14 protein-coding genes and 1 pseudogene are annotated in these 18058 nt (G+C 62.9%); 7 read left to right on the top strand and 8 right to left on the bottom strand.

Annotated elements, in window-relative coordinates; all coding sequences use genetic code 11:
- Window positions 1–114 precede the first annotated feature (114 nt).
- From ACFVTG_RS10535 to ACFVTG_RS10510, 6 genes and pseudogenes are all read right to left on the bottom strand, one after another.
- Window positions 115–606 (bottom strand): annotated as a pseudogene (locus ACFVTG_RS10535) (ABC transporter ATP-binding protein); the annotation flags it as partial.
- A complete protein-coding gene (locus ACFVTG_RS10530) occupies window positions 603–2102 on the bottom strand; it encodes a hypothetical protein (RefSeq protein ID WP_390280171.1) in 1500 nt (499 codons plus the stop codon). The gene ACFVTG_RS10530 and the pseudogene ACFVTG_RS10535, both read right to left, overlap by 4 nt.
- A gap of 175 nt (window positions 2103–2277) precedes the next feature.
- Window positions 2278–2712: a hypothetical protein gene (locus tag ACFVTG_RS10525; RefSeq protein WP_390280169.1), complete on the bottom strand. Its 435-nt coding sequence runs from the start codon at window positions 2710–2712 to the stop codon at window positions 2278–2280.
- A 272-nt stretch (window positions 2713–2984) separates the two neighbouring features.
- Window positions 2985–3344, bottom strand: coding sequence for a hypothetical protein (locus ACFVTG_RS10520; RefSeq protein ID WP_390280167.1), 360 nt, complete (start codon window positions 3342–3344; stop codon window positions 2985–2987).
- Between the two features lie 1455 nt (window positions 3345–4799).
- Window positions 4800–5042, bottom strand: a complete 243-nt coding sequence (locus ACFVTG_RS10515; protein WP_390280165.1) for a hypothetical protein — start codon at window positions 5040–5042, stop codon at window positions 4800–4802.
- 644 nt (window positions 5043–5686) lie between these two features.
- Window positions 5687–6391, bottom strand: coding sequence for a hypothetical protein (locus tag ACFVTG_RS10510; RefSeq protein ID WP_390280163.1), 705 nt, complete (start codon window positions 6389–6391; stop codon window positions 5687–5689).
- Between the two features lie 291 nt (window positions 6392–6682).
- On the opposite strand from ACFVTG_RS10510, the gene ACFVTG_RS10505 reads away from it, so the two are divergent.
- The 7 genes from ACFVTG_RS10505 to bcp all read left to right on the top strand — a co-directional run bounded on the left by ACFVTG_RS10505 (window position 6683) and on the right by bcp (window position 14289).
- A complete protein-coding gene (locus ACFVTG_RS10505) occupies window positions 6683–7486 on the top strand; it encodes a hydroxypyruvate isomerase family protein (RefSeq protein WP_390280161.1) in 804 nt (267 codons plus the stop codon).
- A 120-nt stretch (window positions 7487–7606) separates the two neighbouring features.
- Complete coding sequence (locus ACFVTG_RS10500; protein ID WP_390280159.1) at window positions 7607–8485, top strand: 2-hydroxy-3-oxopropionate reductase; 879 nt, start codon at window positions 7607–7609, stop codon at window positions 8483–8485.
- A 146-nt stretch (window positions 8486–8631) separates the two neighbouring features.
- Window positions 8632–10410: a glyoxylate carboligase gene (gene gcl, locus ACFVTG_RS10495; RefSeq protein ID WP_284752971.1), complete on the top strand. Its 1779-nt coding sequence runs from the start codon at window positions 8632–8634 to the stop codon at window positions 10408–10410.
- A gap of 22 nt (window positions 10411–10432) precedes the next feature.
- Entirely contained in the window at window positions 10433–11671 is a 1239-nt protein-coding gene (locus ACFVTG_RS10490) for a glycerate kinase (RefSeq protein WP_390280156.1), read from the top strand.
- Window positions 11664–13025, top strand: coding sequence for an allantoinase AllB (allB, locus tag ACFVTG_RS10485; RefSeq protein WP_390280154.1), 1362 nt, complete (start codon window positions 11664–11666; stop codon window positions 13023–13025). The genes ACFVTG_RS10490 and allB overlap by 8 nt, the downstream gene beginning before the upstream one ends.
- 9 nt (window positions 13026–13034) lie before the next feature.
- Window positions 13035–13754, top strand: a complete 720-nt coding sequence (locus ACFVTG_RS10480) for a winged helix-turn-helix domain-containing protein (RefSeq protein ID WP_390280152.1) — start codon at window positions 13035–13037, stop codon at window positions 13752–13754.
- 67 nt (window positions 13755–13821) lie between these two features.
- Window positions 13822–14289, top strand: a complete 468-nt coding sequence (gene bcp, locus ACFVTG_RS10475; protein WP_078107485.1) for a thioredoxin-dependent thiol peroxidase — start codon at window positions 13822–13824, stop codon at window positions 14287–14289.
- A gap of 353 nt (window positions 14290–14642) precedes the next feature.
- Here bcp and ACFVTG_RS10470 read toward each other — a convergent pair whose 3' ends face one another.
- Window positions 14643–16262, bottom strand: a complete 1620-nt coding sequence (locus ACFVTG_RS10470; protein WP_390280150.1) for an amidohydrolase — start codon at window positions 16260–16262, stop codon at window positions 14643–14645.
- A 194-nt stretch (window positions 16263–16456) separates the two neighbouring features.
- Complete coding sequence (locus tag ACFVTG_RS10465) at window positions 16457–18055, bottom strand: thiamine pyrophosphate-binding protein (RefSeq protein ID WP_390280148.1); 1599 nt, start codon at window positions 18053–18055, stop codon at window positions 16457–16459.
- Between the last annotated feature and the right edge of the window lie 3 nt (window positions 18056–18058).

Here is an 18058-nt window from a genome sequence, read left to right as displayed (position 1 = left end):
GAAGACTTGGTCGTGGGAAGCGACGAGGACACCGCACCCGCTGTTGGCGCCCGTTCGCATGGCCTCGAGGATGGCTCCAGTGTTTGGCGCGTCAAGACCCGAACTTGGTTCGTCCGCTAGTAGCAGCAATGGTTCGTTGATCAGTGCGCGGCAAAACGCGACTCTTTGTTGCTGCCCGCCGGAAAGCCTCTTCGCTTGCCGGTCGGCGACCGCCCCCAGACCGAAGCATTCCAACTGTTCCGTAACCGTTGCGCGTGTCATGGGCTGGCGGCTGGCAAGGAGGACATTTTCCAACGCCGTAAGTTCGGGCAGTAGGTTGCTGCTCTGAAAAACCATTCCAATTTCGTTCGCGCGAATGAGACTCGCCGTCCGCGACGACGCATTGGTTCTGTCGTCACCGTTAATCCACACTTTGCCGGCATCGGGGGTCGACAGAAGTCCGGAGATATTCAAGATCGTTGACTTCCCCGAACCTGACTCACCTCGCAGCCAGACGATTTCACCTGCCTCGACATTCAGGCTGATTCCAGGAAGGACTATTTGTCGATTCCCGCGTTCATCTGCAAAAGACTTGGCGATGTTCTCAAGACGCAGTACCGAGGTCACTTGTTCTCCCCGAAGTCGTAGGCACCCGGGACCGCGATCATGGCCGCCGAAATCGAGAGGCTACAAGGTGACGACTTGCCTGCTTCCATCCGATACAAGGACGGGAATTCTTTGCAGCCTTTCAGAGTCCGGAGTTTCTCGGCCGCCTTGTCGAAGTCGTTTGATCCAAGTCCGGAGCGACTTGCGTTCGTCATCGCGGTCAACGCCCGAAAATAGTTCAGGCCGTTTCCTTTGGGTGAATCGATGAGCTGCGGGAGGGCGGACTGGGCGGCCGGAAACATTGATCTCACTTCTTCACTGTTTGAGAAGTACATGGAGTTGGAGAGCGCCATCAGAGCGCCGGAGAGTAGGTCTTCAACTCCGGGGTCTGCATCGAACGCCTCCAGTCGCGCCAACTGGGCACTGGGCTCAAGCTGCACCAGCACATCCACCAAGTCGATGTACCCGCTGAGATTTGCCAATGTCACGACGGCCGGAAGCGCTGCCTTTCCCCGCTCTATGACCGGACCGTAACTTCCCCAGGACGAAGAGCCGGAGCGCTTCAGCGCCACAAGCGCCTTGAGCTGAGAGACGAGGTCGGTTTCGGACGCCTTCAGAACCCGTTCCAGCTCGTCTCGGGTTCGCTCACTTGCGACCGCTGAAAAGCTCGTGTCGAGCAGTCTCGCGGCAAGATACGTCCCATGGACCGACCCTTTGGCGAGAGTTGATGAACGGATAAGTCCGGTCTTCTGGTCGACCCTGGGCGCAATACGGTATTTGACAAGTCGCTGCGCCTCGCTGTGCGCGTTCAGCAATTCCAGGGAACGCAGCATTGACGCGATCAGCGCGTCATCATGCACCTGGTTTGAATCCAAAAGCCTAACGATATGGTCTCTAGCATCGCTGGGAGCGACCAGATCCTTTCTATGAGTTACTCTCGCTTCGAGAGCGGCTTGAAAGTCAAGGGTTGACTCATAGTCGCCAGGGAGCTTCATGGAATCCACGTTCTTCAACGCTCGTTCCAATTCGCTGGGCTTCTCCTTTTGCAGAGCCGAATAGGAATCGAAGAGACGCCACAAAAGATAGGGCTTGTTCGTGATCGAGTTGACGTCGATTGCGCCAAGCCGCACGAGCGCTTCTTCCACAAAGGACTTTCTAGCGATCGCGGACCAGCCTTGCATCCTACCGATATCGATCCAAAACCAGAGGGCGGCGATTTCCGCGCCTATATCCTGTTGTCTCGGAGGCATCGCGTCATTGGCCAATCTCTTCTCCAATTCGGCAGGCAAAGCTGCGCCGGCAGCCCTAATCAGCTTGAGCGCCGACCAGAGGGTCGGTAGGTCAGCTGTGGACTGCTCGCTGAGTACTTCACGGACAGTCCTATTGGCGTTGTCCGCGGCCAGCAGGTAGGAACCAAGGTCCTCGGAGTACAACGCAGTGGTGTACAGATCTCCACGCTCTTGGCCCTCCCCTTCGGGCATCCTTATGAGACCGTTGATTCCCTCGAGCTTCTTCAAGTCCTCTTGTATGGCAGACACATCGTTAGTCGGCGCGGAGAGACCGGCACTGCAGGCAGTCAGGCAAAGCATGGCCACGATTAGCGCCGACAACAGTTTGGCGCTTCGTGTGTGCTGCAACTTTTGACGGCATATACCTAGGCTTCTTGTCATGACTGCAGTGCCGATCTCTTCGTTATACGCGCGCGGAAGCAGTGCGCAAATTGCCGTAGTAGTAAGCGGTGGCCGCCACATCCGCACCTAGGTAGAAGGCCCCCCAACCCATGCAGACTGTGCCACTCAGATAGGATCCACGAGCACCGTTACTATTGGTCCACTGAAGTGTCGCCGGGTTGCTGGTTCCCGATCCCGATACGTTGACACCCTTGATACTGATGGACCCAACTCCGTACTGGTAGAACGATGTCGTATTGCGGATCCAATTTGGTGATACGTTCATCACCGCCGACGAGGAAAAACTCCCACAACCGCCATTTGAAACCGGCTGGATCCACATATTTGCCGTGATCGGCTGCCCGTTATCGAAATACGCCGTGCCCGATGCGCTAGTGGCCTGCGCTCCGGACGCGGCCCCAATTGCCAAAAGAGCCGTCAGTGCTCCTGCTGCCATTGCCTTCCTTGCATTCCTAACCATTTTCATTCGATTCCCCATTCTCAATTACCGGCCGGTCTTGGAATTCCGGCCGCTTTTCTGGTCAGACATGAATATCGAACATGTTCTCCGCCCTGAGTCGATCGCACGGAACGAGTCCGGGATCGCGGCTCGCGAGTCTTTTACTTCACGTACGGAGGAGCCCGTTGCCGGCCCCAGATCAGGCGCGCCACGAACATGACCACCGCGAGCCCCGGCGCGAGAACGAACAGCCTTCGCATCGCCGATGCCTAGAGACGACTGACGGATTTGTTTTCGGAGGCCTCCGCGTCGACGACGAGAGACATGGTTCCAAGACCGATCGCGCCGATTGTCCAAAGCCATATCGGAAGCGACCCGGGGAAGCCAACGGTCGCCGCTCCCGTGAAAACGCCACTACCCATCCCGCTGATCGCGAACAGAGCAGCATCGCGCTTCGGACTCGGCTTTGTTGTGAGCACTAGAACCAGGGCGAGCGCGCCAACAGCCAAGGAGGTCCAGGCAAGCGGTGGTGTCTTCGTTTCGTGGAGGAGCCCGACAATAGCGCTGCCAGCGACATACGTGAGCACGAAACCAGTGCCCGTCCTGCGGATAGCTGATGAAAAAATCATTTTCGGAACCTTTCTCGGAGTCTGGGGGCCGAGCGGGCGTAGCAAAGGGGGTAGCTGCGGCCCTTGGGGGCGACAGGGGGCAACTTAGGCTTCGCATGCGCGTTCGCTTCGTCTGTACGCTTCGAAAATGTCTTTTCGGGCCCAGGCAGCAACAAGGGCTGCGTGGCATACGAACTCGATGCAAACCACCGGGACGATAACCCAGCTCGACACGCCGGTTCTGGCGAGTGCACCGAACATCACGACGATGAGGACGGCACTAGCTAGGTTGAACCAGCGTCGACCGGGAGTTGCGTTCACTGCCGTCAGAAGTTCGTCTAGGTAATAGAGCATTTCGATCCATTCCGAAGGCCGCCGTCACCGGCAAGAACCGCTCGCGGAGCGGCACGCCGCAGCCCTGATCGCATCGGGCGCGATGATCGCAGTAGCACGGGCTGGCATTGCCGCGAGGACTTCCCGAGCAATCAAGACGCGCTTTTCCATGAATCCCCCAATGTCTTCTAAGGTTCGGATCCGAGTTCGAAACCCGTACACGAAGGCTAAGGGCGAAAATCGCGACTCAGTGCTGGAATCGGCAAATTAAGTGGTGCCGCTGACGAATCTAAGTGGTCAAACATGGCAACACGTAGACGGAAACGTGGCAACACGTAGACGGACACACAAGCCTTCCTTATGCTCAGGCCAACGTCCGTTTAACCTAACGCCCTCCACACCCGGTCGGGGAACACGATCTGGCCTTTCCCAGGGAAGTCTCCAAGGCAGCAGTCCCACTCCGCCGCCGCCCACCCCAACGTCGGGTCGAGCGTCAAACTGAAATCCCTCACGCCGCTGATACCCAATACCGCGCGTTCTCGGCTATGTTTTCATCGTCATGAAAGTCGGGCTGGTCAATCAGCGCCCGTGCCGCGGCAATCGATCCCTGGACACCGGGTGGGGGTCAAGTCCGAGGACTTAGGGCGTCCTAGTCCTTTTTCCGACGAGACTTAAGCCAGTGGCTCGCAAAGTCAGATAGGGCTACGAAGCCAAGCGAAAGGGCAAACGCAAGGGCGACCGTCAGTGCCTCCCGAATTACATTTCTGCCAGTCCACAAACTGTTGTTGACAAGCATCAAAATGATCGTCATGAGCCCAGCCTTTCCGAAGCGCGATCTCCACGCTTTTTCGTTCGGGCCTTTCGAGCCTTCCATCCGTTACCTCTTCGGACCGAGTTGAACAATGCCCCATGAAATTGCACCGGCAGGTTCGTTTTGGACCCGTTGCGCTAGGGGCTCGAGAAATGGAGGAAAGCAGAACTGATGCATCCGCCGACCGGTTCATGTACACGGCTTTGAGCGTCGGATTGCTTGCTTTGATGCACCAGGGTGATGGCTTCGTTAGGCACAGCCCTCCCAACGCCCCAAACGCCGCGCGCCAGAACAGATACAAGGGAGCAAAGGAAATCATCAATCGGCAGACGCTAGGGTTCGCTCTCTGTTTGGCGATACGCCGCTATGGCGTCTTTGCGGGCCCACCTGACAACAAGAGCGATGTCGAGGACGAAAGACGCGCAAAAGTAGGCAACAAAGACGGGAAATGGTGCTCCAGCGACGAACAGGGCGCCCGCGATCACGATGAAGACGACGCCGCTGATCAAGTTGTATCGACGCCGACCCGGAGTCGCATTCATCGCCGTCCTGAGCTCGTCTAGGTAGTAGAGCATGTCCCTCCTCTCCGATGGCCAACATCACCGGCAATATCCGCCGGTGTAACGGAAGGCCATCGCACCAATCGGGGCACGGGTGTCACTGCCCGTTTCTTTCGATCTTTGATGCCCTAGCATCACGCACGAACTTCCACAGCGAAAAAAGTGAAGCCGCCCCGAGGACTACTGCGGAAACGATGCTCCACGGTGAGTCGCCGCGAATGGTTGAAAATATGTATGCGGAGTAGAAACCAAAGACAAGCGCGAGTAGAAGCCAAATGATCGGGTTGCTTTTCACTGTGGATTCCTTAGCCCGTGGACGCCCGTAATCCCCCGGTCATCAGCTGCGGCCATAGTATGTTGCTCACCCAGCTTCATCCCCAACCCCCAATAAGTTGTGCGTCGCACTGATCTTCCAGAGAGGCCCTCCGATAATCGGTTGCTCGGGGACCGTCCTTGTGAAGCAGGCTAACGCCAGAAAGGCCGTCTCGGTGTAGAAAAAGGGGGAACTCAGTGCTGGGAGACCGGAATCTCAGTGTGAAATCGAGCAATCTCCGTGTGGTCGGTGACGCTTCTCCGTGTAAATCGAGGGTGAACACGGAGAGAGGTGTCGTCAGCCGGCCGGGATCGAGTCAGTTCAAGCTAGACCCAACCAAACCGGCTCACGTCCTCCGCACCATCGCACGCGTAGCTACCCCCTTGTACTCCAGCGCTGTGAAGCCGAGGGCTCGAAGAAACCGGACTTCCTTCGGCTTGCTGGCCACCGCAAGTATCGGCGTTCCCGGGGGGAGAGCCAACATGAGGGCCTTCCTGGCAAAGGGCACGCCTGAACCCCACGCAACGTCGTCGTGCTTCGTAAGGCATGCAACGTTGTAGGCCTGTTCGCTCGAGGAGGCATTCCATGCCTTCACAGCCGCATTAGCGCGGCGCATATTCCTCGACAAAAGGAAAGGGAGCGCGATGAACGCCGGAATCAGCCAGATCAACACAAGCACGACAAGAACCGAATATGCGATCATCCCGAATGTCGGAAAGATGCCCCTTAACACGCTGACGAGAGCCAAAGCGCCAAGGCCTCCCCACAGCACCGCGCCGGAAGAGCGAGCAGGGCGTCCAACAGGTATCACCAGGAGAAGTAGCTCAAGGTCGGCGTGCCAGACCTGGCCGGCTCGAACTAGCCGAACCATGCTGCTCCGGTAGCCGAAGAAACAGGCCGCAGCAAGCAATTCGCGAAGCGGCCCTTTCACCTGCGCTGCGCCAGCCCACGAAATGATCCCCGCCAACCACGACACGTCGGACCTCGTAGCCAATCGCGGCGTTCCAAGCCCCGCATCTTCGCGCAGCGAGCGCGCCTGATGTTCCGTCATCTGTATTCCCCCAATATTCATCAAGTAAGGCGCCAAGACCTCGCATCGCAAAGCATCCTAACCGTTGCAGCACGCCGGCAGCCCCCCTCCCAACCCACCCAACCCCGCCACTTGGTATCCCAAACCGCTCCCGCCGGAAGACCCCCTTGACTCCCACCCCCTCGTTCCCTAAACTTTTCATAAAGCAGAATCTAAATTCCACAAAGCGGAAATCAACGAAGGCGAACTAGCCCAAGAGAACAAGCCAAGCGGAAGATGGATCCCAAGCCCTCCCCCGGAAGGACACCTACGATGACGTACACAGTGAACTGCTCCATCCTCCTGACGGAGCTGCCCCTGCTCGAGCGCCCCGCGGCCGCGAAGGCTGCCGGCTTTGACGCCGTCGAATTCTGGTGGCCTTTTGAGACTTCCGTCCCGTCGGACGCCCAGGTCACCGAGTTCGAGAACGCCACCAAGGACGCTGGCGTTCAGCTCACAGGCCTGAACTTCAACGCCGGCAACATGCCGGGCGGCGACCGCGGCCTTGTTTCCTGGCCCGCCCGTTCCTCCGAATTCCTGGACAACATCGACGTCGTCGCGGGCATCGGCGAGCGGCTCGGCTGCAAGGCCTTCAACGCCCTCTACGGCAACCGCGTGGACGGCGAATCGGCCGAGAAGCAGGACGCCATCGGGGCCGAGAACCTGGCCAGTGCCGCGGAAGGCGTCGCACGCATCGGCGGCACCGTCCTCCTTGAACCGGTCAGCGGCGCCCCCAAGTACCCGCTCCTCAAGGCCGCCGACGCCCTCAATGTGATCGCCCGCGTCAAGGAAGAATCCGGCGCCACGAACGTCAAGCTCCTCGCCGACTTCTACCACCTGGCAGTCAACGGGGACGACGTCGCAGCCGTCATCGAAAACCACGCCAAGGACTTCGGCCACATCCAGATCGCCGACAACCCCGGCCGCGGGGCTCCCGGAACCGGCGAGCTTCCCCTCGGCGAATGGATCGCCCGCAGCCGCGAACTCGGCTACGAAGGCTACATCGGCCTCGAATACAAGGAACCGCAGGAAACGGCGTTCAGCTGGGCCATCCGCCAGCGCGCCACCTCCCACTAGTCCCCGCCCGCCCAACTGGGTAGCAATTGATGTCGTTTAGAGCCCTCAAAACGACATCAACTGCGAGCTAGTTGGGTCCAGCACACCTGAGCTAAAACAAAGACTTCAGTAAGGAAAATCATGAGCAACGTTGCAGTTATCGGACTCGGAATCATGGGCCTCCCCATGGCCATCAACTTGGTCAAGGCCGGCCACACCGTCACCGGTTTCAACCGCAGCCAGGACAAGATCGACAAGCTCGTCTCCGAAGGCGGCAAGGGTGCCACGAGCATCGCCGACGCCGTCAAGGACGCCGACGTCGTGATCACCATGGTGCCGGACTCCCCCGACGTCGAAGGCGTCGTGAGCGGCCCGGACGGTGTCTTCGCCAACGCGAAGCAGGGCACCCTCTGGATCGACGCGAGCAGCATCCGCCCGGACGTCGCCGCCCGCCTCTCGGCAGACGCCGTCGCAGCGGGCATCCGCCCGCTCGACGCACCGGTTTCCGGTGGCGAACAGGGCGCCATCGACGCCGTCCTGTCCATCATGGTCGGCGGCGACGCAGCCGACTTCGAAGCAGCACAGGATGTCCTCAACGCCGTCGGCAAGACCATCGTCCACGTCGGCCCCTCCGGCTCCGGCCAGACCGTCAAGGCAGCGAACCAGCTGATCGTGGCCGTCAACATCGAGGTCCTCGGCGAGGCTATCGCCTTCCTTGAGGCCTATGGCGTGGACACCGACGCAGCCCTCAAGGTCCTCGGCGGCGGCCTGGCCGGCTCCAAGGTCCTCGACCAGAAGGGCCAGAAGATGCTCGAGCGCAACTTCGACCCCGGCTTCCGCCTTGCCCTCCACCACAAGGACCTCGGCATCGTCACCTCAGCAGCCCGCGAAGCCAACGTCGCAATCCCGCTCGGCGCCGTCGTCGCACAGCTCGTCGCCGCCACTGTCAACCAGGGCGACGGCGGACTCGACCACTCCGGCCTCTTCAAGCAGGTCCTTCAGCTCAGCGGTCGCAAGTAAAGCCAAGCGCTAAGTAGGCCACCCGCCCCAAAGGGCGGAAACAAGCGAAAACCAGCAGCCGGCGTCGGGCACTTCCGACGCCGGCTCCCCCAGACACACCCAAAAATCCGCCCGTAGCGGGCACCAAAGCTTTCAAGGAGCACACCATGACGAAGATGCGCACTGTAGACGCAGCCGTCGCCATCTTGGCAAAGGAAGGCGCCATCGAGGCGTTCGGACTGCCAGGCGCGGCAATCAACCCCTTCTATTCCGCGATGCGGGCACACGGCGGCATCCGCCACACCCTGGCCCGCCACGTTGAAGGCGCCAGCCACATGGCTGACGGCTACTCCCGTGCAGCGGACGGAAACATCGGCATCTGCATCGGCACCTCGGGCCCCGCAGGAACGGACATGATCACCGGCCTGTACGCAGCCTGGGCAGATTCCATCCCAATGCTCTGCATCACCGGCCAGGCCCCGGTTGCCAAGCTGCACAAGGAAGACTTCCAGGCCGTGGACATCGAGTCCATTGCCAAGCCGGTCACCAAGATGGCCATGACCATCCTGGAACCGGGCCAGGTTCCAGGCGCCTTCCAGAAGGCTTTCCAGCTGATGCGTTCCGGACGTCCCGGCCCGGTCCTGCTGGACCTGCCGTTCGACGTGCAGATGGCCGAGATCGAGTTCGACATCGACGCTTACGAGCCCATCGCCGTCGAAAAGCCGAAGGCCAGCCGCAAGCAGCTGGAAAAGGCACTGGACATGCTCACTGCAGCCGAGCGCCCGCTGATCGTCGCCGGTGGCGGCATCATCAACGCCGGCGCCTCCGCACAGCTGGTTGAGCTGGCGGAGCTGCTGAACGTTCCGGTCATCCCCACCCTGATGGGCTGGGGAACCATCCCGGACGACCACGTGCTGATGGCAGGCATGGTGGGCCTGCAGACCTCGCACCGCTACGGCAACGAGACCATGCTGGCCTCGGACTTCGTCATCGGCATCGGCAACCGCTGGGCCAACCGTCACACGGGCGGCCTGGACACCTACACGGCCGGCCGCAAGTTCGTGCACATCGACATCGAGCCGACGCAGATCGGCCGCGTGTTCTCGCCGGACTTCGGTATCGCGTCCGACGCCGGTGCGGCGCTGGACGGGCTGATCGAGCTGGCACGCGAGCGCCAGGCCGCCAAGTCCCTGCCGGACTACTCCGCTTGGGTCGCCGAGTGCACCGCCCGCAAGGGTTCCCTGCAGCGCAAGACCCACTTCGAGAACGTCCCGATCAAGCCGCAGCGCGTGTACGAAGAGATGAACAAGGCCTTCGGCAAGGACACCACCTACGTGTCCACCATCGGCCTCTCGCAGATCGCCGGCGCACAGTTGCTGCACGTCTTCGGCCCGCGCAAGTGGATCAACGCCGGCCAGGCCGGTCCCTTGGGCTGGACCGCCCCGGCCGCCCTCGGCGTCGTTCGCGGCAAGCCGGACGAGACCGTTGTTGCCCTGTCCGGTGACTACGACTTCCAGTTCATGATCGAAGAGCTGGCCGTTGGCGCACAGTTCAACCTGCCGTACATCCACGTGGTGGTGAACAACTCGTACCTGGGCCTGATCCGCCAGTCGCAGCGCGGCTTCAACATGGAACAGAACGTGTCCCTGGCGTTCGAGAACATCAACTCCCCGGAAACCAACGGCTACGGCGTGGACCACGTCAAGGTTGCCGAAGGCCTGGGCTGCAAGGCGATCCGCGTGGAGAACCCGTCCGACCTGCCTGCCGCGTTCGACAAGGCCAAGGCACTCATGGACGAGTTCAAGGTTCCCGTTGTGGTCGAAGTGATCCTGGAAAAGGTCACCAACATCTCCATGGGTGTTGAAATCAACGGCGTGAACGAGTTCGAAGAGCTGGCCGAGCGCGGCGAAGACGCCCCCACTGCGATCATCGCCCTGCTGGACTAGTAAGTATTGAAGGAGGTACGGAATGCGTGTGGTCATAGCCCCGGACAAGTTCAAGGGATCGCTGTCAGCTCCCGAGGTCGCCAGCCGCTTGAGCGCCGGACTGCGGGCAGGTTTCGCCGCTGGCCGCGCAGCGGCGAGTTTGCCAGCCGAGGGCTTTGAAACCACGCTCATTCCAGTGGCCGACGGCGGCGAGGGGACTCTCGACGCCGCCGTCGGCTCCGGCTTCACCCGCCGCAGCGCCACGGTCACCGGCCCCACGGGCCACCCGATCACGGCCGAATTCGCAGTCCGCGGCGAGGAAGCCGTCATTGAAATGGCGGCGGCCTCCGGACTCGCGGTACTGCCGGGCTTCGGCGACGGCAGCGCCCCGAACACCGAAACGGCCAAGAGCTCCACCAGCCTGGGTACGGGCGAACTCATCCGCGCCGCCCTGGACCTCGGCTGCCGGCACATCATCCTCGGCGTCGGCGGCAGTGCCAATACCGACGGCGGCGCCGGCGTGCTGCAAGGCCTCGGCGCGGTCCTCCTCGACGCCGAAGGTAACGAACTCCCCGGCGGCGGCGCGGCACTGGCCCGCTTGGACCGGATCGACTTCTCGAACCTCGATGTCCGTTTGGAAGCCACCGAGGTCGTCCTGGCGTCCGACGTCGACAATCCCCTTTTGGGCCGCACCGGCGCCGCCGCGATCTTCGGACCGCAGAAGGGCGCGACGCCGGACGACGTCGCCTCGCTCGACGCGGCTCTGGCCCACTTCGTCCAAGTCCTCGCCACCGAGATCGGCCCCGAAGCGAAGGACGCCGCACAGGCACCGGGCGCGGGCGCGGCAGGCGGCGTCGGCTACATTGCCATCGCGGCGCTGGGCGCGGCACGCAGGCCGGGCATCGACGTCGTACTCGAATTCACTGAACTCGAGCAGCGGCTGGCAGGCGCCGACCTGGTAATCACTGGCGAAGGCAGCCTCGACGAACAAAGCCTGCTCGGCAAAACGCCCATGGGCGTGGCGCGGGCGGCGGCGCGTTCCGGGATCCCTGTGATTGCCGTCTGCGGCCGCAGTACGCTGAGCCCGGAACAACTTTCGGAGTCCGGTTTCGAGTCGGTCCACGCGTTGACCGAACTCGAATCCAATGTAGAGAAATGTATAGCTGAAGCAGGGCCGCTGCTTGAAGAATTGGGTAAGCACATCGGCGTGCGCCTCTCTGAAAAAGCGGTACCCACCCATGACGCAGCGCGAACCGAGACCAAGGAGCAACTCCATGTCTGAAGAAACCACCACGGCACACGGCCCGTTTGACCTGGTCATCCGCGGCCAGCGCATCCTCACCACCGCCGGCATCACCGCCCGCGAAGTCGGCGTCCGGGGCGGCAAGATCGTCGCGATTGAACCGCTGGGCAACGGGCTCTCCGGCACCGAGGTGATCGAGCTCGGCGACGACGAAACCCTCATCCCCGGCCTCGTGGACACCCACGTGCACGTCAACGAGCCCGGCCGCACCGAGTGGGAAGGCTTCGCCTCCGCCACCCGCGCCGCAGCAGCCGGCGGCGTCACCACCATCATCGACATGCCGCTGAACTCCATCCCGCCCACCACCAACGTGGAAGGCCTCAAGCTCAAGCGCGAAGTTGCCGAGGACCAGGCCTTCGTGGACGTCGGATTCTGGGGCGGCGCCATTCCGGGCAACAAGAAGGACCTCCGCCCGTTGCACGACGAGGGCGTCTTCGGCTTCAAGTGCTTCCTCCTCCACTCGGGCGTGGACGAGTTCCCGCATCTCGACGCGGACGAGATGGAAGAGGACATGGCCGAGCTCAAGTCCTTCGACTCCCTCATGATCGTCCACGCCGAGGACTCCCACGCGATCGACCACGCACCCCACCCCGGCGGCGCGCACTACTCCACGTTCCTTGCTTCCCGCCCCCGCGGCGCCGAGAACAAGGCGATCGCCGAAGTGATCGAACGCGCCCGCTGGACCGGCGCGCGCGCCCACATCCTGCACCTCTCGTCGTCTGACGCGCTGCCCATGATCGCTTCGGCAAAGCGCGACGGCGTGCACCTCACCGTGGAGACCTGCCCGCACTACCTCACGCTCATGGCCGAGGAAATCCCCGACGGCGCCACCGCCTACAAGTGCTGCCCTCCCATCCGCGAGGCCTCCAACCGCGAGCTCCTCTGGCAAGGCCTGCAGGACGGTACGATCGACTGCATTGTCTCGGACCACTCGCCGTCGACGCTTGACCTGAAGGACCTGGAAAATGGCGACTTCGCAGTGGCCTGGGGCGGCGTCTCCTCGTTGCAGCTCGGGCTCTCGCTGATCTGGACCGAGGCACGGCACCGCGGCATCTCCCTCGAGCAGGTGGTGTCCTGGATGTCCGAGAAGCCCGCAGCCTTGGCCCGCCTGCACAACAAAGGCCAGCTCGCACTCGGCTACGACGCCGATTTCTCCATCTTCGCGCCCGACGACGCGTTCGTCGTCGACGTCAAGAAGCTCAAGCACAAGAACCCGATCACGCCGTACGACGGCAAGGCGCTCTCCGGCGTCGTACGCAAAACGTACCTGCGTGGCAGCGAGATCGACGGCCGGACGCCCAGCGGCAAGCTGATTCGCCGCGGCGGCGTGTAAGGCCAAGCCATGGCCGTCAACGTCCATGCCCCGTACGGGCAACTGCCCGCACGGCTCAACGCCTCGCGGCACCAGCCCGCCCCCCGGCCTTCCGGGCTTCGGCCCGGACTGGTTCGGCCCGGGATGCTTCCGCGCGGCCTGGCCGTGTGGGTACAGCCCGGCGAAGGCCACGAGATCGATCCCGAGGTTTGGGCCCGGGCCGCGGAAGCGGTCCTGGCCCGGGCCCGCAAACTTGCTCCGGGGGCGGAAGTCCTCCTTTGGCCCGCCGCCGGAGCTGCAACGTCCGATGATTCTTCCGGCGTGTCCGACGGTGCGGAAGCGCCCGACGCCGGTTCGGCGTCGGAGGCGTCCGACGCCGGAAACCGCCCCGCCGCTGCCAACCCGCCGGTGTCCCTGGCCGGCCGACGCAGCACCGTGGCAGTGGACCTGGCCGCGAACACCGTCCTCCTCGATGGGGTCCCTGTCAGCTTCACGGCAATGGAACACAGCCTCCTCCGCTACCTCGTGGAAAACCTGTCCCGACCCATCCCACGTGAAGAATTGCAACGTTTTCTGGAGTCACTTGACTGTCCCGGCGCGGCATTTCGGTCCATCGACGTGTATGTTGGACGCGTCCGGCGCAAGCTGGGCTCAGCCCGCCATGTCATCGCCACAGTGCGTGGAGGCGGCTACCAGTTCGTGCCCGGACCAGGCTCTACAGTCCGCGGACCCGCGGAATACTGCATCTAGGCAGCCCGTTACACCTATAGATTGATCGCCGGCCACGGCGGTTGCCCGACAAGTCAAGGATCGCAACATGACCCAGAAACTCCTCGCCGGAACCCAGGCCCCCGATTTCGCGCTGCTTAACTCCGAAGGCCAGAAGGTCTCGCTGTCCGATTACCGCGGACGCAACGTCATCGTGTACTTCTACCCGGAAGCCGCCACCCCCGGCTGCACCACCGAGGCCTGCGACTTCCGCGACAGCCTGTCCAGCCTGCAGTCCTCCGGATACGAAGTCCTGGGCATCTCGCCCGATGCCCCGGAAAAGATCGCACACTTCGCCGGCGACTATTCCCTGACCTTCCCGCTCCTCTCCGACGAAGACCACGCCGTGGCCCTCGCCTACGGTGCCTGGGGCGAGAAGCTCGTGAACGGCGAAGTGGTAGACGGACTGGTCCGCTCCACCGTAGTGCTCGACGGCGAGGGCAAGGTCAAGCTGACCCAGTACCAAGTCAAGGCCCAAGGCCACGTAGCAGCCCTGAAGGCCGAACTCGGCCTGTAACGCTCGCTCACATATCGGGCCGTCCGGCGTGACGCCCGCTCACCTATAACGGCTCCCCGGCGGACGCCCGCCCACATATGACGACTCCCGGCCCGACGCTCGCTCACCTATGACGACTCCCGGGCGGACGCCCGCTCACAAGTAACGGCTCCCGGCCCGACGCCCGCTCACAAGTAACGGCTCCCGGCCCGACGCCCGCTCACAAGTAACGGCTCCCGGCCCGACGCCCGCTCACAAAAGTGGTCAAATAGTGAATCCTCCAGCAGCTCATCTGCTGGAGGATTCCGCTATTTTCCGGCCATATGTGAGCGAGCGTTTGGGATTTGGTCGTCATATGTGAGCGAGCGTCCGGATTAGCTACTGCCGGCAGTATTCCACGCCTCTTCGGACACGGGGATCCACCACTCGCGGGCCTTGCCTGTCCCGATGTATTCAGGCCAGCGGAAATCCGTCGGCGCGCTGAAATCGGCAGGAAGCAGCGGCGCCACGGCACCGCGGCGGCGCTTCTCGGCGTCGAACTCTGCCTTTGCCTTCGCCAGCACGTCCGGAGAAGTCAGCAGGTCCAGCACCATGCCGGCAATCATCTTGCCCGTCGCCGTGATGGTGGGGTCGATCGTCTCCGGCATTCCGCCCATCGCGGTCATGGCCCAGCCCGGGTATGGAGTACCTTTCTCATCCGGCGCCAAGGTGGGCCGCGCCGTATAGAAGCGGATGGTGGGTGCGTACCAGGTCATTTCAACGTAATCATCGCTGGTCCAGTTCTGCTGGGTTGCCGGGATGTGCCGGCGCAGCTCTGCTTCGGCGCCCTGCGGGGTGATGAGCTCGGCCGTTGCTGGATGGAACGGATTTTCCATGGGTTCCACTCCACACGAGGCTTGGATCTCTCGTCCGATCTTCCGGGCCCGCTCATCCAAAACCGGCGCGCCAACAGCGGCGATGTTCTCCCAGGCCACCTGCGCGACGGTGTGGTTCGCGATGCCCGGACGGTTGCGCGCCACCCAGCGCGAACTAACGCTGCAATGCGATGCAGCCGCGGCGAGTTCCGCGTTGCGATCCAACACGGCGAGCACGGAGTCGGCCTCGGCGAGGCCCGGGCAGCGCCAGGAGTACTGGATCTGGGCGAGTCCCGCAGGCTGGTTGTCCGCCGTCGCCTGCCCGGCGGTGAGGATCGCTTCCGACAACGACCAGCCACCCGCCTGCGGCAGCATCGAATCCTGCGTCGTCTTGGTCAGCGAGAACATCGTGAACAGCGCGGCGTCCGCTCCGGGAGCCCGGGCGGCGGAGTGCGACGACGGGATGGGACTGTCGCCGTAGGTGTTGTTCCAGCCCTCCGGGCTGTCGCACGTGAAAGTGTAGATCTTGCTGTAGTACGAACCGCAGTGAGTGTCCCAACGCGCGGTGTTGCACAGGGGCATCATGTAGAACGGGTGGTACGAGATGATGGCGTCCAGATTGTCGTAGTAGCCGCGGAGGCCGTGAACAACCTTGGATCCCTGGACCTTTTCGGCCGGCTCGCCCGTGTAGACCAAGGTGCCCGGAATGTCATGCCGCTCCATTGCATCTTTCGCCGCGAGGAAGCCCGCGAGCGTCGAGATGCCCAAGGCGGAATGCGGATCCGTATGGCCCGGGGCGAAGCGCGACATGCCCGTTCGTGGTTCCCTCTTAGTGGACGCCGCCTGGCAATTGCCCGGGATGGCATCGTATTCGGCATAGCCAAGGATCCGAGCGCCGGGACCGGCGGGGCTTGTCCACTCGGCGGCGAATGCGGTGGGCATGCCCCCGCTGCCTTCCTCCACGGTAAAGCCATGTTCTCGCAGCGTCCTGACGTACCAGGCGCAGGACTCGTACTCGCGCCAGGCTGGTTCGGCCAGTTCCCAAATATTCGTGTGCCAGGCGGAAAGCTGCTCTTTCTGCTGTTCCACCCACTCCCATGCAGTGCCCTTCAACTCAGCATTCTTGACCGTCTCGCTCATCGTGTTCCTTCCTAAAGTCATGCAGATCCAAAACCGTTCCGCCCCACGCGCTCGCCCCCGGGCGACCCTCGCTCACCTATAGGGGCTCGCTACCGGACGCTCGCTCACTTGCTTGAAGAAAGTGAGCGAGCATCCGCCCAAAGGGCGTCGTAAGTGAGCGAGCGTCGCAAGGGGGGGTGGGGGCGTTGCGGGGGCTAATCGATGCTCACGTGGATGAGGCTGGGCCCCTTGACGGCGAGCGCCTGGGTCACAATCCCAGCGAGCTCGTCGAGGGATTCCACGTTGAACGCCGTCAGACCGAAACCCTCAGCCAGCCGCACCCAGTCCGGCTGCGTCAGGTTCACGCCGACCGGAGCCAGGTCCCGGTCCTCCATGTTCTGCCGGATTTCGCCGTAGCCGCCGTTATTGACGCAAATGATGGGCAGGTCCACGCCCTGTTCCACAGCGGTGATGAACTCCTGTACGGCGAACATGAGCGCGCCGTCGCCGATCAACCCCACCACCGGACGATCCGGATCGGCCACCTTCGCGCCAATCGCGGCCGGCAGTCCATAACCCAACGTGGCGTACGCAGGCGTGTACAAGAGCTGATGCGGCTTCTGAACGGGGAAGAAGGACGTGGTTCCGAAATAGGTGACCTGCGAGGAATCGCCCGCAATAACGGTGTCGGCCGGCAGCGTGGCCGCGAGGATCTCGTTGATCCGTGCCAGCGCGGGCGCCATGGAACGGGCTTCCGTCCGCAGTTCGGCGCGCAAAGGGTCGAGTTCCGGGGCGGAGGCGGGCTCATGTCCGGCGAGCGCTTCGAGCAGTTGGGGTACGACGGCGGACGCGTTGCCAAGGAGCTCAACGTCCGGCGCAACGTTGCACTGCAGTTGGGCGGGGTCGATGTCGATCCGGATGCACGAACCCTGCGGCACGATCTTGCCGCCCCACAGCTCCGATTCGCCCACCTTGGAGCCGATCACCAGCAGCGCGTCGGAAGCGTTGCACAGGTCTTGCGCCGCTGCGAGCCGGATCTCCGAACCGAGGGACAAAGGGTGGGCTTCGGGAATAGCGCCCTTGCCATTGATCGTGGTCACCACGGGGGCTTGCAAGAGTTCTGCAAGTTCGAGCAACGCGCCGCCGGTTCCGAGCGAACCGCCCCCGGCCAGGATCACCGGGCTGAAAGCGCGCCGGAGGATGTCCGCGGCGGTGGCGACGGCGTCGTCGGCTGCTGTTTTCGGCGCACCCAAAGGGCGGGCCTCGAGCGCGGCGGGGTCGACGTCGGACGCCCCCTCCAGGACGTCCAACGGGATCTCGATGTGGACGGGACGCGGCCGCCCGTGCGCGAAGAAGGCAAAGGCTTCGTGGATCAGCTCCACGGCTTCGCTGCCGCTGGACACACGCGTGCTGCGCCCGATCAGGGCGCGGACGGCGCCGGTGGGGTCCTTGGTTTCGTGCAGCAGACCGATGTCCGAAAACTCGCTGCCGCGCGGCGCGCCCGGGGACAGAATGATCATGGGCCGGGACTCGCAATACGAGGTGGCCGCAGCGGACATCGCGTTCAGCAGTCCGGGCCCGGACGTGGTGATCACGACGCCGGGAAGCCCCTTGAGCTGGCTCCATCCGTCGGAGCCGTACCCGGCTCCTTGCTCGTGGCGGGTGGTGACGGGGCGGATGCCGAGCGGCTCAAGGTGCCGATAGAACTCGAGGTTGTGGGTGCCGGGGATCCCGAAGATCGCGTCGATCCCGTAGTTCCGCAGCGTGGTCATGACGGCGAGGCCGACGTTGTTGGTGGGGATGGAACTGGTCAAGGT

It is taken from the genome of Arthrobacter sp. NPDC058127 (assembly GCF_042884555.1).
Lineage (GTDB): Bacteria > Actinomycetota > Actinomycetes > Actinomycetales > Micrococcaceae > Arthrobacter.
The sequence above is the reverse complement of the archived record's forward strand: the minus strand, read 5'-3'. Positions and strand labels throughout refer to the sequence as shown.